Consider the following 16,065-nt stretch of genomic DNA (forward strand, 5'->3'; position numbering starts at 1 on the left):
GAACGCCGCGCCTCGGCCACCGCGCGAGGCAGTACGGGAGAGCGGCATGGCACTGCTGGCCGCGATGGCGGACTGGGCGCGGCGCACCCCTCGCGCGCCGGCGCTGGAGGACCACCGGGGCGTGCGGCTGGACCACGCCGGGCTCGCGGCGCTCACCGACGGCGCCGCCGCCCGGTTGCGCGAGCGCGGCGCGGGGCGCGGTAGCCGGGTCGCGCTGGTCCTCCCGCGCTCCACCGACCTGTTCGCCGCGGAGCTGGCGATCCTCAAGGCGGGCGCGTGCTTCGCGCCGATCGACCCGGACCAGCCCGCCGACCGCGTGGCGCTGCTGCTGGAGCGGGCCGCGGCGGACCTGGTGATCACGGACGACCCGGCCCGCGTACCCGGCGCGGCCACGCCCCGGGTCGACGTGGCGGACCTGCTCGCCCCGCCGCACGCGCCGCTGCCGCCCGACCCGGACCCGGCGGGGCCGGAGGACCCGGCGTACTGCCTGTTCACCTCCGGTTCCACCGGCTTCCCGTCGGGCGTGCTGATCAGCCGGGCCGCGCTGGACGTCTACGTCGCCGCCTACGCCGAGCTGGTGGGCAGCGGTCCCGGCGAGCGCGGCGCGCAGATCGGCTCGCCCGGTTTCGACGTGACCATCGACGAGCTGTGGCCGTTCCTGTCCACCGGCGCGTCGGTCGTCATCGCCTCCGACGACGACCGGTCCGCGCCGCACCGGCTGGCCGCCTGGCTGCGTGCGGCGGGCGTCACCAACACCTACGTCCCACCGCTGCTGCTGGAATCGCTGTTCCGGCTGCCCGCGCCGGTCGACCTGGGCGCGGTGCGGCTGGTGCGCACCGGTGGCGAGCGGCTGGCCGCCTACCCGCCCGCCGACTTCCCGTGCCGGGTGCTCAACGAGTACGGGCCCACCGAGACGGTCGCGGGCTCGGTGTTCTGCGACGTGTCCGCGTGGCGGGACCGCGACATCCCGCCGCCGATCGGCACACCGCTGCCGCACATCAGGCTCAGCGTGCGGGACGAGAGCGGTGCCGTGGTCGAACCGGGACGCCCCGGCGAGCTGTACATCGGCGGTGACACCGTCGGCATCGGCTACCTGCACGACGCCGAGCGCACGGCCCGCCGGTTCGTCACGGTCGACGGCGAGCGGTGCTTCCGCACCGGCGACCTGGTGCGCGAGCTGCCCAGCGGCGACTTGGAGTTCCTGCGCCGCCTGGACGACCAGGTGCAGGTGCTCGGCAAGCGCGTGGAACCGGGCGAGGTCGAGCGGGCCGTCAACGCCCACCGGGGCGTGCGTCGTGCCGCGGTGCTGGCGGCACGCGACCAGCACGGGCGGGCGGGCCACCTGCGGTGCTTCGTGCAGTGGGCGGGCGACCCCGATCCCGACGGGCTGCGCGCGCACCTGGCGTCGGTGCTGCCCGAGCACATGGTGCCTGCCGAGATCCACGCGGTGCCGGCGTTCCCGGTCACCCCGGCGGGCAAGGTCGACCGGGCGGCGCTGGCCCGGGCGCACGACCGGCGCGAGGGCCGCCCCGTGGCGGTCGACGACCTGGTGCGGGTGTGGGAGGAGGTGCTGGGCGTGCCGGGCCTGGCCCCGGACGCCGACTTCTTCCTGCACGGCGGCACCTCGCACGCGACCGTCGAGGTCGTCGCCGCGCTGAGCGAGCGGTGGGGGCGCTCGCTGGACGTGCGGGAGGTCTTCACCCACCCCACCCCGGAACTGCTGGCACGCCTGCTGGCCGAGGAGCCCGCGCGGTGCGGGCGGGAGGAGCGGACTTGATCACCGCGATGCTGCGGAAGACGGCCGAGACCAACCCGCGCGGCACCGCCGTCGTGTGCGGTGACCGCGAACTGGACTACCACGCGCTGCACACCCGCGTGGCGGGTTTCGCGGGTGGCTTGCTGGAGCTGGGCGTGACGCGTGGCGACCACGTGCTCCTGCTGCTGCCGAACTGCCCGGAGTTCGTGATCGCCTACTTCGCCACGGCGTGGGTCGGCGCGACGGTGCAGGCCGTGGACCCGGCGCTGCCCGACCACGAGCTGCGCGACCACGTCGCGCGGACACCGCCCGCCGTGGTCGTCACCACCGGCCGGCGCGCGAGCGGCCTGGCCCGCCTGCTGCCGCCGGCGTGCCGGGTGGTGGCGACCGGCGACGGACCGGCGACGAGGTTCGACGACGTGGCCGCCACCGCCGCGCCGCCACCGCCGGAGGACGACGCGGCCGGCGCCGCGCTGCCGTGGGTGACCACGTCGACGTCCGGCACCGAGGGCGAGGCCAAGGTGATCGCGCGCAGCCAGGCCAACCAGGTCGCGGAAGCGGGCAACATCGCGACCGGGTCCGGGCTCACCGCCGCCGACGTGGTGCTGTGCCCCGTGCCGCTGTTCCACGCGCTGGGCCAGTTCTGCTGCATGATCACCGCCGTCCGCGCCGGTGCGGCCCTGGTGCTGCTCGACCACGGCCGCCCGGACCCGGTCGCGCACCAGGTGGTCGAGGCCGTGGCCGATCGGCGGGCCACGGTCCTGCTCGGCGTGCCGTACCTGTTCGAGGCGCTGGTGGGTCTGCCCCCGGACGCGCCCGCGGACTTCTCCTCGCTCCGGTTGTGCATGTCGGGCAGCAACTTCATGTCGCCCGCGGTGCCCGAGCGGTTCGGGGCGCGCTTCGGCGTCCCGCTGCGCCAGACGTACGGCAGCACGGAGACCGGCAGCGTGTCGTGGGACCTGGGACCCGTGCCGACGCCGGAGTCGGTCGGCCGGCCGCTGCCCGGCGTGACCGTGCTCGTCCTCGACGACGACGGCACGCCGACGTCGCCCGGCGCGGTCGGCGAGATCGCCGTGGCGGGCGCGGCCGTGGCCACCGGTGGCGGTCCCCACCGCACCGGCGACCTGGGTCGCGTCGACGGCGCCGGCCGGCTGTACGTGGTCGGCCGCAAGCGGCTGCTGGTCGACACCGGGGGGCACAAGGTCAACCCGGTCGAGGTGGAGGACGTGCTCAAGGAGCACGGCGACGTGGCGGACGCGGCCGTGGTGGGGTTGCCGCTGCCCGAGGGCGGCGCGGTGCTCGTGGCGGCCGTGGTGCCGGCACGCGCCGACGTCGACGGCAAGGCCCTGGTCGGGCACTGCGCCACCCACCTGGCACCGCACAAGGTGCCGCGCCGGGTGGAGTTCGTGGCGGAGATCCCGCGTGGCGCGGTGGGCAAGGTGCGACGCGCGCACCTGACCGCCCTGCTGACCACCACCGGCCGGGACCGGACCGACGAACTCCTCTCCCGCGACCGCCTGCGCACCGCCCCGCGCCCCGAACGAACCGCCCGCCTCACGCGGTACCTGTCGGAGCGCCTGGCCGACCTCGTCGGCGACCCAGCCGCCACCGCACCGGCCACCTCCCCGAACACACCGCGAACTCCGCCCGGCACCGACTCCCCCGACACACCACCGACCACCCCCGGCACCGCGCCCCCGACCCGCACCGCCCCGAGCACGTCCCTCGCCGCCCTGGGCGTCGACTCGCTGGCCGCGCTCCGGTTGCGCATGGCGGTCCGCAACGACCTCGGCGTACGCGTCGAGCTGCTCGAACTGCTCGGCGCGCCCGGCATCACCGCGCTCGCGGAACTGCTCAGCGATCGCCTGGCCGCCCCCTCGGCGTCGGCCGCGGCCGTGGTGCGCGGGCCCTCGGCGGGCGAGTTCCCGTTGTCCGCCAACCAGCTCTCGATGTGGCACGCCGAGCAGATCAACCCCGACACCGGCGTGTACGTGGTGGCCTTCGCCGCACGCCTCACCGCGCCGTGCGACATCGACGCGCTCCGCCGCGCCTGCCAGCTCCTGGTCGACCGCCACCCGGCGCTGCGCACCACGTTCCCCCTGCGGGACGGCGCTCCCGTGCAGCACGTGGCCGAGCGGGCGGTGGTGGACTTCGCGGTGGTCGGCACGCCACCCGGCGGCGCGCGGGCGGCGCTGGAGGAGGACGCGTTCCGCGATTTCGACATCACCTCGGCACCGCCGATGCGGGTGCGGCTGTACCCGTCCGCCGACGGGCCGCTGCTGCTGATCTCCCAGCACCACCTGATCACCGACTACTGGTCGCTGATGGTGCTGCTGCGCGAGTTGGCGATCTGCTACGCCGCCGAGACCTCGGGCGCGGAACCGTACCTGCCCGCGCCGCACCACACCTACACCGACTACGGCCGGTGGCTGGACGAGGCGGCGAGCACCCCGACCGGTCAGGACGCCCTGGCGTGGTGGCTCGACGCGCTGCGGCCACCGCCGCCACCGGCGGACCTGCCCACCGACCGGCCCCGGCCGGTGGTGCGCGCCCAACGCGGCGCGCTGCTGCGCGACCGGCTCCCCGACGACGTCGCCGCGGCCGTGCGCGCGTGCGCCGGCACGCACGGCACCACGCCGTACGCCGTGCTGCTGGCGGCGTTCCACGTGGTGCTGCACGCGCACACCGGCAACGCGGACAGCGCCGTCGCGGTCAACTCCGCCAACCGCGACCTCCCGGAGTTCGCGGACGTCCTGGGCTGCTTCACCAACCCCGTCGCGCACCGGGTCGCGATCGACCCCGACGAGTCGTTCGCGGACCTGCTGCGCCGGGTGAGCGCGACGCTGCTGTCCGCCCTGGACCGCCACCCCGTCACGCTCGAACAGCTCCTCCCCCGGCTGGGCGTCCCGCGCGACCGGGGCCGCGCACCGCTGCTGGAGGTCGGCTTCGGGCAGAACAAGACCCAGGACCCGGTGGGCGACTCGTTCCCCGCCGCGGGCGACGGCCGCGTGCGGCTCGGCGGGCTGGTGCTGGAACCGCTGCCGCTGGGCAAGCGCGGCGTGGTGTTCGACCTCTCGGGCGTGGTGCACGAGTCGGGTGGTTCGCCCGAGATCGCCTGGGAGTACGACCGCGACCTGTTCGACGAGGAGACCGTGCGGCGGCTGGTCGGGCGGTTCACCTCGGTGGTGCGGCGCGGGGCGGCCGACGCCGGCACCGCGGTGCGCGACCTGTCCACACCCGCCGACGAGCGGGAGCTGCTGCTCGCGGCGGCCCGGGGCGAGCCGCTGCCGGAACCGCTCCCGTCGGTGATCGGGTCGATCCGCGCGCACGCCGACGCCCGGTCCGACGCGCCCGCCGTCGAGCAGGACGGCGACGTGCGGACGTTCGGCGAGCTGAGCGCCCACGCCGACCGGGTCGCCGGGCAGGTGGCGCGCGGCAGCCGGGTGGTCGTGTGGGTCGGCGGCGCCGCCGACCTGGCCGCGGCCGGGTTGGGCGTGCTGCGGGCGGGCGCGTGCTGCGCCCCGCTGGACGGCACGGCGACGCCCGAGGAGGTGCGTGCCGCGACCGCGGCGGCGCGGGCGCTGGTCACCACCCGCGAGCTGCGCGACCGGCTCGGTCCCGTGGCGGTGCCGGTGGTCTGCGTGGACGACGAGTGGTCCGGCCGGGCTCCGATCGGCGTGCCCGCCGGTCGGACGCCGGCGCTGGTGGTCCGCACCTCCGGGGTGACCGGGCCGCCACGCGAGGTGGTGGTGGACCACCACGCGCTCGCCGTCGCCGCGCACCACCGGGTCGGCCCGGCGACGCCGGGCGAGGTGCTGGTGCCGACCGGCCGCTCGGCGGGTCGGCTGCTGGCCGACCTGCTGGTGGTGCTGGCCGGTGGTGACGCCGCCGTCGTCGCGCCGCCCGACGTGGTCGGCACGGGCCGCGCGTTCACGTCCGCCGTGCTGACGCCCACCGAGCTGCGTCACGTGGTGGACGGCCTCGACCGCACCGCCGCGACACCCGCCGTCGACGTGCTCGTGGTGAGCGGCGAGGTGCTGACGGCCGGTTTGGTGGACCGCTGGCGCGCACACGCGCCGGGCGGCGAGGTCGTGCACCGGTACGGGGGTGTCGGGATCGGACCGGCGGTCGCGCAGGGCCCGGTGCCACCGGGCGCCGGGGGTGTCGTGCCGGTGGGACGTCCTTGCGCCGACGTGCGTTGCTACGTGCTGGACGACGCCGGTCGGCTGTGCCCGGTGGGCGTGCCCGGCGAGGTGTGCGTGGCCGTGGCGGGCACACCGCCGGCCGACGGCCGCGCCACGCCCGAGCCGGGGCGGCCGGGCGGGTGGGTGCTCCGGACCGGCGACGTGGGCCGCACCCTGCCCGACGGGACGTTGGCGGTGCTCGGCCGCGCCGAGCAGTTGCGGGCCGGGCCGGGTGGGTACCGGCGCGACCCGGTGCGGGTGGAGGAGGCGCTGCACGCGCACCCCGGCGTCCGGCTCGCGGTCGTGCTGTCCACGCCGGCGGGCGTCGAGGCACACGTGGAACCCGCGGACCCGGCGGTCACCCGGCAGGAGCTGACCGCCGCGCTGCGTGACGCCCTGCCCGCGCACCTGCTGCCGGACGCGGTGGTGCTCACCGACCGGGCGCCACGCGCGGGCGACGGCAAGGCGGCCCGGTGGAGTGCGGTGGCGGCGGCACAGGAGGAACACGAGGAGACGCCCACCACCCCCGTGGCGGAGGCGCTGGCCGAGATCTGGGCCGAGGTGCTGGGCGTCGACTCGGTCGGCCCGGACGACGACTACTACGCGCTGGGCGGCGATTCCGTCATGACCATCAGGATCGCGAAGAAGGCCGCCGAGCGCGGCATCCAGCTCACCCGCAGGCAGATGTTCACCCATCCCACCGTGCGCGCGCTGGCGGGGGTCGCCAAGCGCGGCGGTCCGACGACGCTGCACCGGGTCCTGTCGCAACGCCGCGCCATCCCGCTCACCCCCGTCCAGAGCTGGTTCTTCGACCAGGGCCTGACCTCGGTGGCGCACTGGAACCAGGCGGTGGCGGTCGAGGTGGCGGGACCGGTGGACCCGGCGCGCCTGCGCGCGGCGCTGGCCGACGTGGCGGCCCACCACGACGCGTTCCGGTTGCGCTTCCGGCGGGGTGACGACGGGTGGCGGCAGGTCGGCGACCCGACCGCGGAGACCATCGCCGTCACCGAGCACGACGACCCGGACCCGGCCCGCGTCGTGGCCGAGGTGCAGCGCGGGATCGACATCGAGGCGGGTCCGCTGCTGCGGGCGGCGGTGGTGCGGCACGCCGGTACCACCCGCGTCCTGCTGGTCGCCCACCACCTGGTCGTGGACTTCCTCTCCTGGCAGGTGTTCCTGGACGACCTGGCCACGGCCTGGGAACAGCGGGAGCGGGGCGAGCCGGTGCGGCTGCCCGGCGTGCCGCTGTCCTACGAGCAGTGGGCGCGGCGGCTGCGCGAGCACGCCGATTCGGCGCGGGTCCGCGCCGAACTCCCCTACTGGACGAGGATCTCCGGTGACCCGAGCGACCCCGAGCCGACCTTCGAGGGCCAGACCTCGCGGGTGCGGCGCGCACTGTCCGCCGAGGACACTTCCGCCTTCATGGCGGCGCTGGGCGACGCGCGCCCGCACGAGGCGGTGCTGGCCTGCGTGGTCCGCGAGGTGGCGCGGGAGTGCGAGCAGGACGTGGTGCGGGTCGACCTGGAGGGCCACGGGCGGGAGGAGCTGCCCGGGGACGTGGACCCCAGCCGGACCATCGGCTGGTTCACCGCCCTGTACCCGGTGGCGTTCCCGGTGGCCCCGGACGCCCCGCCACCCGCGGTGCTGGCGGACGTGCGGGCGGAACTGGCCCGGGTGCCCGGCGGCGGCCTGGGTTACGGGTTGCTGCGCTACGCCTGCTCGGACGCCGCGGTGCGGGAGCGCATGGCGGCGATCCCGCGCTCCGCGGTGAGCTTCAACTACCTCGGCCGGCTGGGCGGGCTGCTGGGTTCCCCCGCCGCGCGGCGCGGGTTCCGGCCGACGCCCGCGCCGGAGGGGCACGACCGCGCGCCGGACAACCGCCGCCCGTACCGGTGGGAGTTCAGCGCCTGGCCCGCCGACGGCGAGCTGGTCCTCGACCTGGCGCACGCGGGTTCGCCGGAACAGGCGGACCGGTTGCTGGAGCGGGTGCTCGGAGCACTGCGCGACATGGGTTCGGCGACGGGAGGAACGAGGTGACCGGGACGTCCACCGCGGACTGGCTCGTGGAGATCGCCGGACCACCGACGCGCACCCCCGTCCCGTACCTGGTGCCGCACGCCGGGGCCGGTGTCGGCGCGGTGCTGGCGCTGGGCCGCGCGCTGGCGGGCGACCTCGACCCGGTCGCGGTCCGGCTGCCCGGCCGGGAAGCGTTGCTGGACCACCCGCCGGTGGCGGACCTGACCACCGCGGCGGACGGCCTGGCCGAGCGGATCACCGCCCACGCGGCCGGTCGGCCGGTCGTCCTCTACGGACACTCGTCGGGCGCGATCCTCGCCTACGAGGCGGCCCGGCGGCTGGCGGCGGGACAACTGGCGTTGCTGGTCGTCTCGGCGCAGCAGGCACCCGGCCGGCCGCCGGGCCGGGAGACGTCGTCGTGGCGGCTGCCCACCGGGGAGTTCTTCGCCCGCGTGGTCGCGGACGGCTACCTGCCGCCCGAGCTGCTGGCCGACCCGGACCTCCTGGCGCTGGTCGAACCGGCGCTGCGCGCGGACTACCGGGCGGTGGACCGGCACATGCGGGAACTGGGCGAGCCCGAACCGGTGCCCGCACCGGTGATCACCGTGCGCGCCGAGGACGACGCCACGGTGGCGGTGGACGACCTCGTCGCCTGGCGGGCCGTGACCTCCGATCACCGCGTGGTGAGCGTGCCCGGGGGTCACAACCTGTTGCGCGACCAGCCGCACCGCTTGGCCGCCGTCATCCGGGAGGGCGTCCAACGGGTGACGGGCACCGCCGAAACACCAATCGGCGCACCGGTCGACCGCTCCCCGGACAACGCCTGAGAACCGATTCCGGGCGCGCCGCCCGCGCGCTCGGAATCGGACCGTGACGAACCGCACCACGGATTGGTCGCGACCACCCGCCAGAACTTTTCCACCGTCACACCCGCCTCCGGAGAAAAACGGCCGTGAAACACTTTCGCGCGAACCCGCCTACACCAACGTGACCGCGACTTCCCCCCACTCGCGACTATTGATACCGACGGTTAACCTCGATCAGTCGCGGCGGCGAAGCGGTTCCCGGAGAACACCGCGCCACCCGCGCTGATCACCGGCCGAGCCGTTGGACCAGCGGAGAGGGCGCGCGTCCGCCCTACCCGGCACACCGCGCCGCGGCTGGTCGAGAAATCCGAAGCCGACGAGTCGAGGGACGACGATGACTGGTACGAGCAACAGCGAGCGGTTCCGCAAACAATTTGCGCTTGCACGCAAGTGGTGTGCCACACCTGCCGTCGCGGTCGTGACGGCGGTGGCGATTCTAGGGGTGCCCGCGGCGGCACAGGACGACCCCGGCGCCCGTTATCCGTCCCGGGTCCAGGTGTTCGTCGCGAACAGCGGAGGCGACTCGGTAACCGTTTACGACACGCGGATGGGCGTGGTCACGAGCACGGTGCCGGTCGGCCGAACACCGGTCGGCGTCGGCGCGGCGCCCAACGGCGACCGGGTCTACGTCACCAACGAGCAGTCCAACACGCTGTCGGTGATCGACGCCCGGTCGCACGCCGTGGTGGCGACGGTTCCGGTCGGCCTGCACCCGTTCGGCGTCGCGGTGACCCCGCGGAACGCCTACGTGACGAACTTCGGCTCGAACACGGTCACCGTCGTGGACGTCAACACGAACGCCCCCGTCCGCGAGATCCCGGTGGGCATGTTCCCGCACTCGGCGGTGGCGAGCCCGGACTTCACCCGGGTCTACGTCACCGACAGCGGCGGCCAGACCGTCACGGTCATCGACACCGCCAGTCAGCAGCCGACCGCTTCCATCCCGGTCGGCCGCTTCCCCGCCGGCATCGCGATCAGCCCGGACGGCGACCGGCTCTTCGTCGCCAACACCGGGTCCAACAACGTGACCGTGATCGACCCCCGGACCAACACCCCGATCGCGACGACCGAGGTCGGCAACGCGCCGATCGGCGTGTCCGTCACGCCGGCGAACTCGGTGTTCGTGGCCAACGCGGGCTCCAACACCGTCTCGGTGCTCGACGAGGACGGCAACCCCGCCGGCCCGCAGATCCCCGTGGCGGAGCGGCCCGAGGGTTCGGCGGCCGCGCCGGACAACAGCTTCGTGTACGTGACGAACAGCCGGGCCAACCTGATGACGGTTCTCGACGCCGTGACGGCGCAGCCGGTCACCACGGTGCCGGTCGGCGCCGAACCGGAAGGACTGGCCGTCACGTCCTGATCACGGCGCGCGTAACAGACGGCCTTGTGGACAGTCGGCATGGGACTGAGGGCACATCGGGTTGTTAGGCTCCCGAACAGCCGATGCCGATCATGTTCAGGGGAAGGCGCAGCACCATGTCCTCGCCGAGGGATCCACGCAGTGATGTCGACCTCAACGTGCCGTCGGCCGCCCGTGCCTACGACTACTTCCTGGACGGTGCCCACAACTTCGCCGTGGACCGCGCGTTCGCCCAGCAGGTGCTGCACATCGCGCCCTCGGTGCCCGCCGTGGCCCGGCTCAACCGGTCGTTCCTGCGCCGGGTGGTCAAGTTCTGCCTGGAACAGGGCGTCCGGCAGTTCCTGGACCTCGGCTCGGGCATCCCGACCGTCGGCAACGTGCACGAGATCGCCCAGCAGATCGACCCGGGCTCGCGCGTGGTCTACGTGGACTACGAGCCCGTCGCGTACGCCCACGCCCGCCAGTTGTTGGCGGACAACCCGAACGCGACGATCATCCACGCCGACATCCGGCGGCCGACGGACATCCTCGACCACCCGGACACCCGGCGGCTGATCGACTTCTCCGAACCCGTGGCGCTGCTGATGGTCGGCGTGCTGCTGTTCATCTCGGACGACGACCGCCCGAGCGAGCTGGTCGCCGCCTACCGGGAGCGGTTGGCGCCCGGCAGCTTCCTCGCGATCTCGCACATCGCCAGCGAGGAGGCCGCGCCGGAGTTGCAGGACGAGGTCGCCCGCCTCGTGAGCGCCTACGCCGCGGCCGACGAGCACGTCTACGTCCGCACCCGGCAGGAGGTGCTGGACTGGTTCGACGACGGGGTGAGCCTGGTCGAGCCGGGCCTGGTGTTCCTGCCGGACTGGCGTCCGGACACCCCGGTGGAGGCGGACAGCCCGGCCCGACCGCTCGGGTACGGCGGCGTGGCGGAGGTGCGTTGAGCTACGGCCGTTCCAGGGCGGCGCGGAGTTCTTCGTAGGTCGGCGCGAGCGCGCGGAGCGCGTGCGCGGCGGTGGTGTCGTCGCCGGTGACGAGCGGGTACTGCAACGCGCCGATCAGGCGTGCCTGCTCACCGGCGACGGCCGCCGCGGCGTCGTGCCCCACCCGGCGCAGGCAGGCGGCGGCGTCGGCCAGGCGTCGAGCGCCCACGCGGACCGCGAAGTGGATCAGGTGCTCGCGCAGGGAGTCGTCGCAGCCGGACCCGATCCGTTCCGCGAGGGCCAGCGCGGCGTCGCCGTTGCCGAGGACGCCCGGCGGCACGCGCGTGCCGCTGAGCCAGGCGATCGCGCGCGGGATGGTCGCGGCGATGGCGTCGTCGGGGTCGACGTGTTCGCGGCGGACGAAGTCGGCACGCATCGTGAAGGGCCGGCCGTAGTCGACGGTGTCCGCGCGCCAGGCGGTGGTGAAGTCGGTCAGCGGCAGTCGGGCGTAGGGGTACCCCTGCGGGTCGTGCACGGTGACGTGGTCGTCGTCCACGGCCAACGCGACGAGGTAGTGGTCCGCCCCGATGGGCCCCGTGCTGCCGGGCTGGTAACGCAGGTGCCCCATCTCGACCGGTCCCACCAGGACCGGCCCGTCCGCCAACCGGGCCGCCAACCGGGCCACCCCGTCCCCGCCGCTGGTGGTGTCGGCGGTCCAGCCGAACGCGGCGAGCGCGTCGTCCAGTCCGACCTCCGGGTCCCAGCCGGCCGGGTCGAAGAACGGCAGCGACCCGTTGAGCTGCATCCCGAACGGGCTGCCGGTCACCACCTCCACGACCGCCGGTTCCGGCGCGCCGGGACCCAGCACCATGATCAGCGAGTTCGTGTAGCAGTACGGCCCCGAGCCGCGGTAGGGAAGATCGAACACCCCGCCACGGTGGCATTTTTCGGCCGAATTCGCCACTGCCCCCAGCCGCGCGAGCCACACCCACCCCACCCCGCCCTCCACGCCACACCGGGCACCGCCCGCCCCCGCCACACCCGCCCACCGGCCCGCGCCGAACACCGCCCGCACCGCGCGCCTGAACCACCGCCACACCGATCTCCCACACACCGGCCCGCGCCAGGCACCGCCCACGCCCGACCCCCGCCACACCGGCCTCCCGCCCACCAGCCCGCGCCAGGCACCGCCCACGCCTCGACCCCCCGCCACACCGATCTCCCACACCGGCCTCCCGCCCACCGTCCCGCGCCGGACACCGCCCGCACCCGACCCCCGCCACACCGGTCTCCCACACACCACGCCGCACCACTCGGCCACCGGCCCTCCCGGAGGTGGACAGCCCCTGTCCACCCCGGTCCGCGTCCCGCCGCGGTCACCGCGACGCGCGGCTTTCCACCCGAGTGCAGCATAATCGAACACATGTTCGACAGCCTGAAGCCCACGCCACCACCCCCGACGGGGTGGCAGCACGTGGTGAAACCCCCGCGCCCGGTGTGGGTCGACCTGGGCGCGGTGTACCGCGTGGGCGCTCCCCGGCGCAACGTGCCGGACGCGATGGACCTCCAGGCCACCGTCCCGGGCGAGTTGCGGCTGTGGCACCTGACCACCACCGGCCACTGGGTCGGCTACGTGACGTTCGCGATCCACAGCGGCCAGGGGCGGACCGGGGTCGGGCAGTGGGTGCTCGCCGACGCCCTCCGGCCGCGGCCGGACGCGCCGGACCGCCGTTCCGCCCGGTGAACCGGTTTTCCGCGGCGGCGGTCCGGGTAGGCGGTTGCCGTACGGACGTTCCGAGGAGGACGCCATGGGCCGGTACGCGGAGGAGGTCGCCGCGTTGGCCGCACCGCTGACCGACGCGGGCGATTTCGACGTGCTGCTCGACCGCGTGGGCGACGCACGGGTGGTCATGATCGGCGAAGCCAGCCACGGCACGCACGAGTTCTACCGGTGGCGTGCGCTGCTCACGCAGCGGCTGATCACCGAACGGGGTTTCTCCTTCGTCGCGGTGGAGGGCGACTGGCCCGACTGCGACCGCGTCGACCGCGTCGTGCGCCTGCGCACCGACACGCCGGACGACCCGCGCACGGCGCTGACCACGTTCGAGCGCTGGCCGACGTGGCTGTGGGCCAACGAGGAGGTCGCCGACTTCACCCGCCTGCTCCGCGCCCACAACGCCGGCCTGGACGAACAACGGCGCACCGGCTTCCACGGCCTGGACGTCTACTCGCTGTGGGCGTCGCTGCGCGAGATCATGGCCCACCTGCGTGAGCACGACCCGGCCGAGGTGCCGACCGCCCTCGCGGCCTACCGGTGCTTCGAACCCCACGGCGAGAACTACGCCCGCGCCACCCGCTTCGTACCCGAGGGGTGCGCGCGGGAGGTGGTCGACCTGCTGGTGCGGCTGCGTGAACGCGCCGCCGCCGAGGGGACCGGCGACGCGTTCGGGGCGTGGCAGAACGCCGAGGTCGTCGCCGGGGCCGAGCGCTACTACCGGACCATGGTCGCCGGCGGGCGGGAGTCGTGGAACGTCCGCGACCGGCACATGGACGACACGCTCGACCGGCTCCTGACGCACTACGGCCCGGGTTCGAAAGCCGTGGTGTGGGCCCACAACACCCACGTCGGCGACGCACGCGCCACCACCATGGCCGACTGGGGCGAGGTCAACGTCGGCCAGTTGGCCAGGGAGCGCCACGGCGCCGACCAGGTCGTGCTGATCGGCGCGGGCAGCCACCGCGGCACCGTCGTCGCCGGTGACTCGTGGGGCGCCCGCGCGCGGGAGGTGCCGGTGCCCCCGGCCCGTGCCGGCTCCCTGGAGGACGTCCTGCACGCCGCCGCACCCGGGCGGGCCGTGCTCGACTTCCCCCGCGACGACCACCCCGACCTGCTCAGCACCGAGCTGGACCACCGCGCCATCGGCGTGGTCTACCACCCGGAGCGGGAACGCCGGGGCAACTACGTGCCCACCGTCCTCGGCGAGCGTTACGACGCCTTCCTGTGGTTCGACGAGACCAAGGCGCTCCACCCCCTCCCGACCCGCCGGGAGGACGCGCTGGAGCCGACCGGCACGTGAGCGGGCATGGAGGCGCGATGGCGTGGAACACGTTCACCAACCGCACCGAGGCCGGGCACGCGCTGGGCGACGCGGTCGTCCGCCACCTGGCGAACGCCGGCATCACCGACCGGCCCCTGGTGCTCGCCCTGCCGCGTGGCGGTGTCCCGGTCGCCGCCGAGGTCGCCGCCGCCACCGGTGGCGACCTGGACATCGCCGTGGCGCGCAAGATCGGCGCGCCGGGACGGCCCGAGTTCGGCATCGGCGCGCTCGCGGAGAGCGGTCCGCCGGTGTTCGACCAGCGCGCGCTCGACCACCTCGGCCTCGTGGCGGACGACCTGGCCGACGCCGTCGAGCGGGAACGGGCCGAGGTACGCCGCCGCGTCCTGCGCTACCGGGGCGAACGGCCCGCGCCCGACGCGGCCGACCGGGTCGCCGTCGTCGTCGACGACGGCTTGGCCACCGGTGTCACCGCACGTGCCGCGCTGCGGTGGCTGCGTGAGCACCGGCCCCGGCACCTGCTGCTCGCCGTGCCGGTCTGCTCGCGCCGCGCCCGCGAGGCGCTGACCGCCGACGCCGACACCGTCCTGTGCCTGCACGCGCCCATCGGCTTCCAGGCGGTCGGGCAGTGGTACTCCGACTTCCGCCAGCTCACCGACGACGACGTCGACCGGGCGCTGCACGCCGGCCGGTGAGGGTGTCGCCCGCACCGCGCCGGGTACCCGGACGGGGTCCAACCGAGGAGGCGTCGTGGTCCAGCCGAACCCACCCCAGCCGAACCCACCCCTGCCGAACCCGCCCCAGCCCGACCCGCCGGTTCCCGGCACCGAACCCCCGGTGCCGCCGACGCCGAACCCGCCCGACCCGAGCACGCCCGAGCCGCCGACCCCGAGCCGCTGATCACCCCACCCCCGTCGTGGCGAGGAGGAGGCCGACGGCGGGCAGGAAGTTGTTGACCTGGTGGGCCACCACGCCGGCGAGCAGGTTGTCGCTGAACAGCCGGGCCAGGCCGATCGGGATGGACAGCACCAGCAGCAGCGGCGTGCGCAGCAGTTCCAGGTGGGCGAACGAGAACACGGCGGTCGTGACGGCGAAGACCACCCACCGGTTCCACCGCCAGTGCTCCAGCGCACGCCACAGCACGCCCCGGAACAGGACCTCCTCGGCCAGCGGCGCGACCAGCCAGACCGCGAGGAACACCAGCACGGCCGGCAGCGGGTCGAGCTGCCTGCCCGCGAACGCGTCGCCGACCGCCGAGCCGGCGCGGTCGTCGCCCACCCACGCGGCCCACAGGGCGGCGGCCGGGATGGTCAGCAGCAGGCCGCCGAACCCGAACGCCACACCGGTACCGACGTCGCGCCAGTTCCACCGCACGGCCAGTTCCCGGCGCACGCGCCCGCGTCGCGGTCCGTGACCCAGCAACGCCGTGCCGGCCACGGCGGTCAACGCCGCCAGCGCGGTCGGCACGACCAGCAGGGCCAGCAACGGCCACGGCGGCAACCGCCCGTCCTCCAGGAACCCGGGCCGGGCGATGGCGAACGGCACCAGCACGAGCGTGGCCGACACCAGCATCACCAGTTGGGCCACGACGAACACCAGCGCCATCCCCAGCCCGGCACGCACACCACCGGCGGGGCGGGCGGGCGGCGCGACCTCGGTGTCACCCGTCCTCAAGCCGCCGACCGGACCCGGTTCCATCCCCGCCCTCCTCCGCCGCGGCACGCGCGCCCACGGCTCTCGCAGAGGACTACCCGCCGGCCACCGCCCGGCACCACGCCGGACGGGGAACGTCACCGGATCGCAAGGTCGCCGCAACCGGCCGGGACGACCGAGGAGGACCTTCGGGGAGCGTGCTCCCCCGAGCCAGGTGACGGTGCGGACCCCGATGTGCGACCGCCGGGTGGCCAGGTGCT

General features: G+C 75.0%; 10 protein-coding genes. 8 read left to right on the plus strand and 2 right to left on the minus strand.

The annotated features are described in order from the left end of the window. The first annotated feature begins 46 nt into the window (after nucleotides 1-46). The 5 genes from KZQ38_RS16610 (at nucleotide 47) to KZQ38_RS16630 (ending at nucleotide 11,117) form a co-directional block, all read left to right on the plus strand. Nucleotides 47-1,777 carry a non-ribosomal peptide synthetase gene (locus tag KZQ38_RS16610; RefSeq protein WP_219442935.1) on the plus strand — a complete coding sequence of 577 codons (1,731 nt, stop codon included), beginning with the start codon at nucleotides 47-49 and terminating at the stop codon, nucleotides 1,775-1,777. Further along, complete coding sequence (locus tag KZQ38_RS16615) at nucleotides 1,774-7,977, plus strand: condensation domain-containing protein (protein WP_219442936.1); 6,204 nt, start codon at nucleotides 1,774-1,776, stop codon at nucleotides 7,975-7,977. The genes KZQ38_RS16610 and KZQ38_RS16615 overlap by 4 nt, the downstream gene beginning before the upstream one ends. Continuing rightward, nucleotides 7,974-8,783: a thioesterase II family protein gene (locus tag KZQ38_RS16620; protein ID WP_219442937.1), complete on the plus strand. Its 810-nt coding sequence runs from the start codon at nucleotides 7,974-7,976 to the stop codon at nucleotides 8,781-8,783. The genes KZQ38_RS16615 and KZQ38_RS16620 overlap by 4 nt, the downstream gene beginning before the upstream one ends. A gap of 373 nt (nucleotides 8,784-9,156) precedes the next feature. Beyond that, a complete protein-coding gene (locus KZQ38_RS16625; protein ID WP_219442938.1) occupies nucleotides 9,157-10,182 on the plus strand; it encodes a YVTN family beta-propeller repeat protein in 1,026 nt (341 codons plus the stop codon). A gap of 116 nt (nucleotides 10,183-10,298) precedes the next feature. Further along, nucleotides 10,299-11,117, plus strand: coding sequence for an SAM-dependent methyltransferase (locus tag KZQ38_RS16630; RefSeq protein WP_219442939.1), 819 nt, complete (start codon nucleotides 10,299-10,301; stop codon nucleotides 11,115-11,117). A 1-nt stretch (nucleotide 11,118) separates the two neighbouring features. Here the strand turns inward: KZQ38_RS16630 and KZQ38_RS16635 are convergent, their stop codons facing one another. After that, on the minus strand, nucleotides 11,119-12,024 hold the full coding sequence (locus KZQ38_RS16635) for a YobF C-terminal domain-containing protein (protein ID WP_219442940.1): 906 nt from the start codon (nucleotides 12,022-12,024) through the stop codon (nucleotides 11,119-11,121). 495 nt (nucleotides 12,025-12,519) lie between these two features. On the opposite strand from KZQ38_RS16635, the gene KZQ38_RS16640 reads away from it, so the two are divergent. The 3 genes from KZQ38_RS16640 to KZQ38_RS16650 all read left to right on the plus strand — a co-directional run bounded on the left by KZQ38_RS16640 (nucleotide 12,520) and on the right by KZQ38_RS16650 (nucleotide 14,847). Further along, nucleotides 12,520-12,840: a hypothetical protein gene (locus KZQ38_RS16640; protein WP_219442941.1), complete on the plus strand. Its 321-nt coding sequence runs from the start codon at nucleotides 12,520-12,522 to the stop codon at nucleotides 12,838-12,840. Nucleotides 12,841-12,904: 64 nt separating this feature from the next. Continuing rightward, complete coding sequence (locus KZQ38_RS16645; protein WP_219442942.1) at nucleotides 12,905-14,173, plus strand: erythromycin esterase family protein; 1,269 nt, start codon at nucleotides 12,905-12,907, stop codon at nucleotides 14,171-14,173. Nucleotides 14,174-14,190: 17 nt separating this feature from the next. Next, the gene (locus tag KZQ38_RS16650; RefSeq protein ID WP_219442943.1) at nucleotides 14,191-14,847 is read left to right on the plus strand and encodes a phosphoribosyltransferase; all 657 of its coding nucleotides are present in this window, start codon (nucleotides 14,191-14,193) and stop codon (nucleotides 14,845-14,847) included. Between the two features lie 205 nt (nucleotides 14,848-15,052). Here the strand turns inward: KZQ38_RS16650 and KZQ38_RS16655 are convergent, their stop codons facing one another. Then, nucleotides 15,053-15,850: a CPBP family intramembrane glutamic endopeptidase gene (locus KZQ38_RS16655; protein WP_257901443.1), complete on the minus strand. Its 798-nt coding sequence runs from the start codon at nucleotides 15,848-15,850 to the stop codon at nucleotides 15,053-15,055. Nucleotides 15,851-16,065: the final 215 nt, after the last annotated feature.

Origin of the sequence: Saccharothrix obliqua, from assembly GCF_019375475.1 — a bacterium.
Taxonomy (GTDB): Bacteria; Actinomycetota; Actinomycetes; order Mycobacteriales; family Pseudonocardiaceae; genus Actinosynnema; species Actinosynnema obliqua.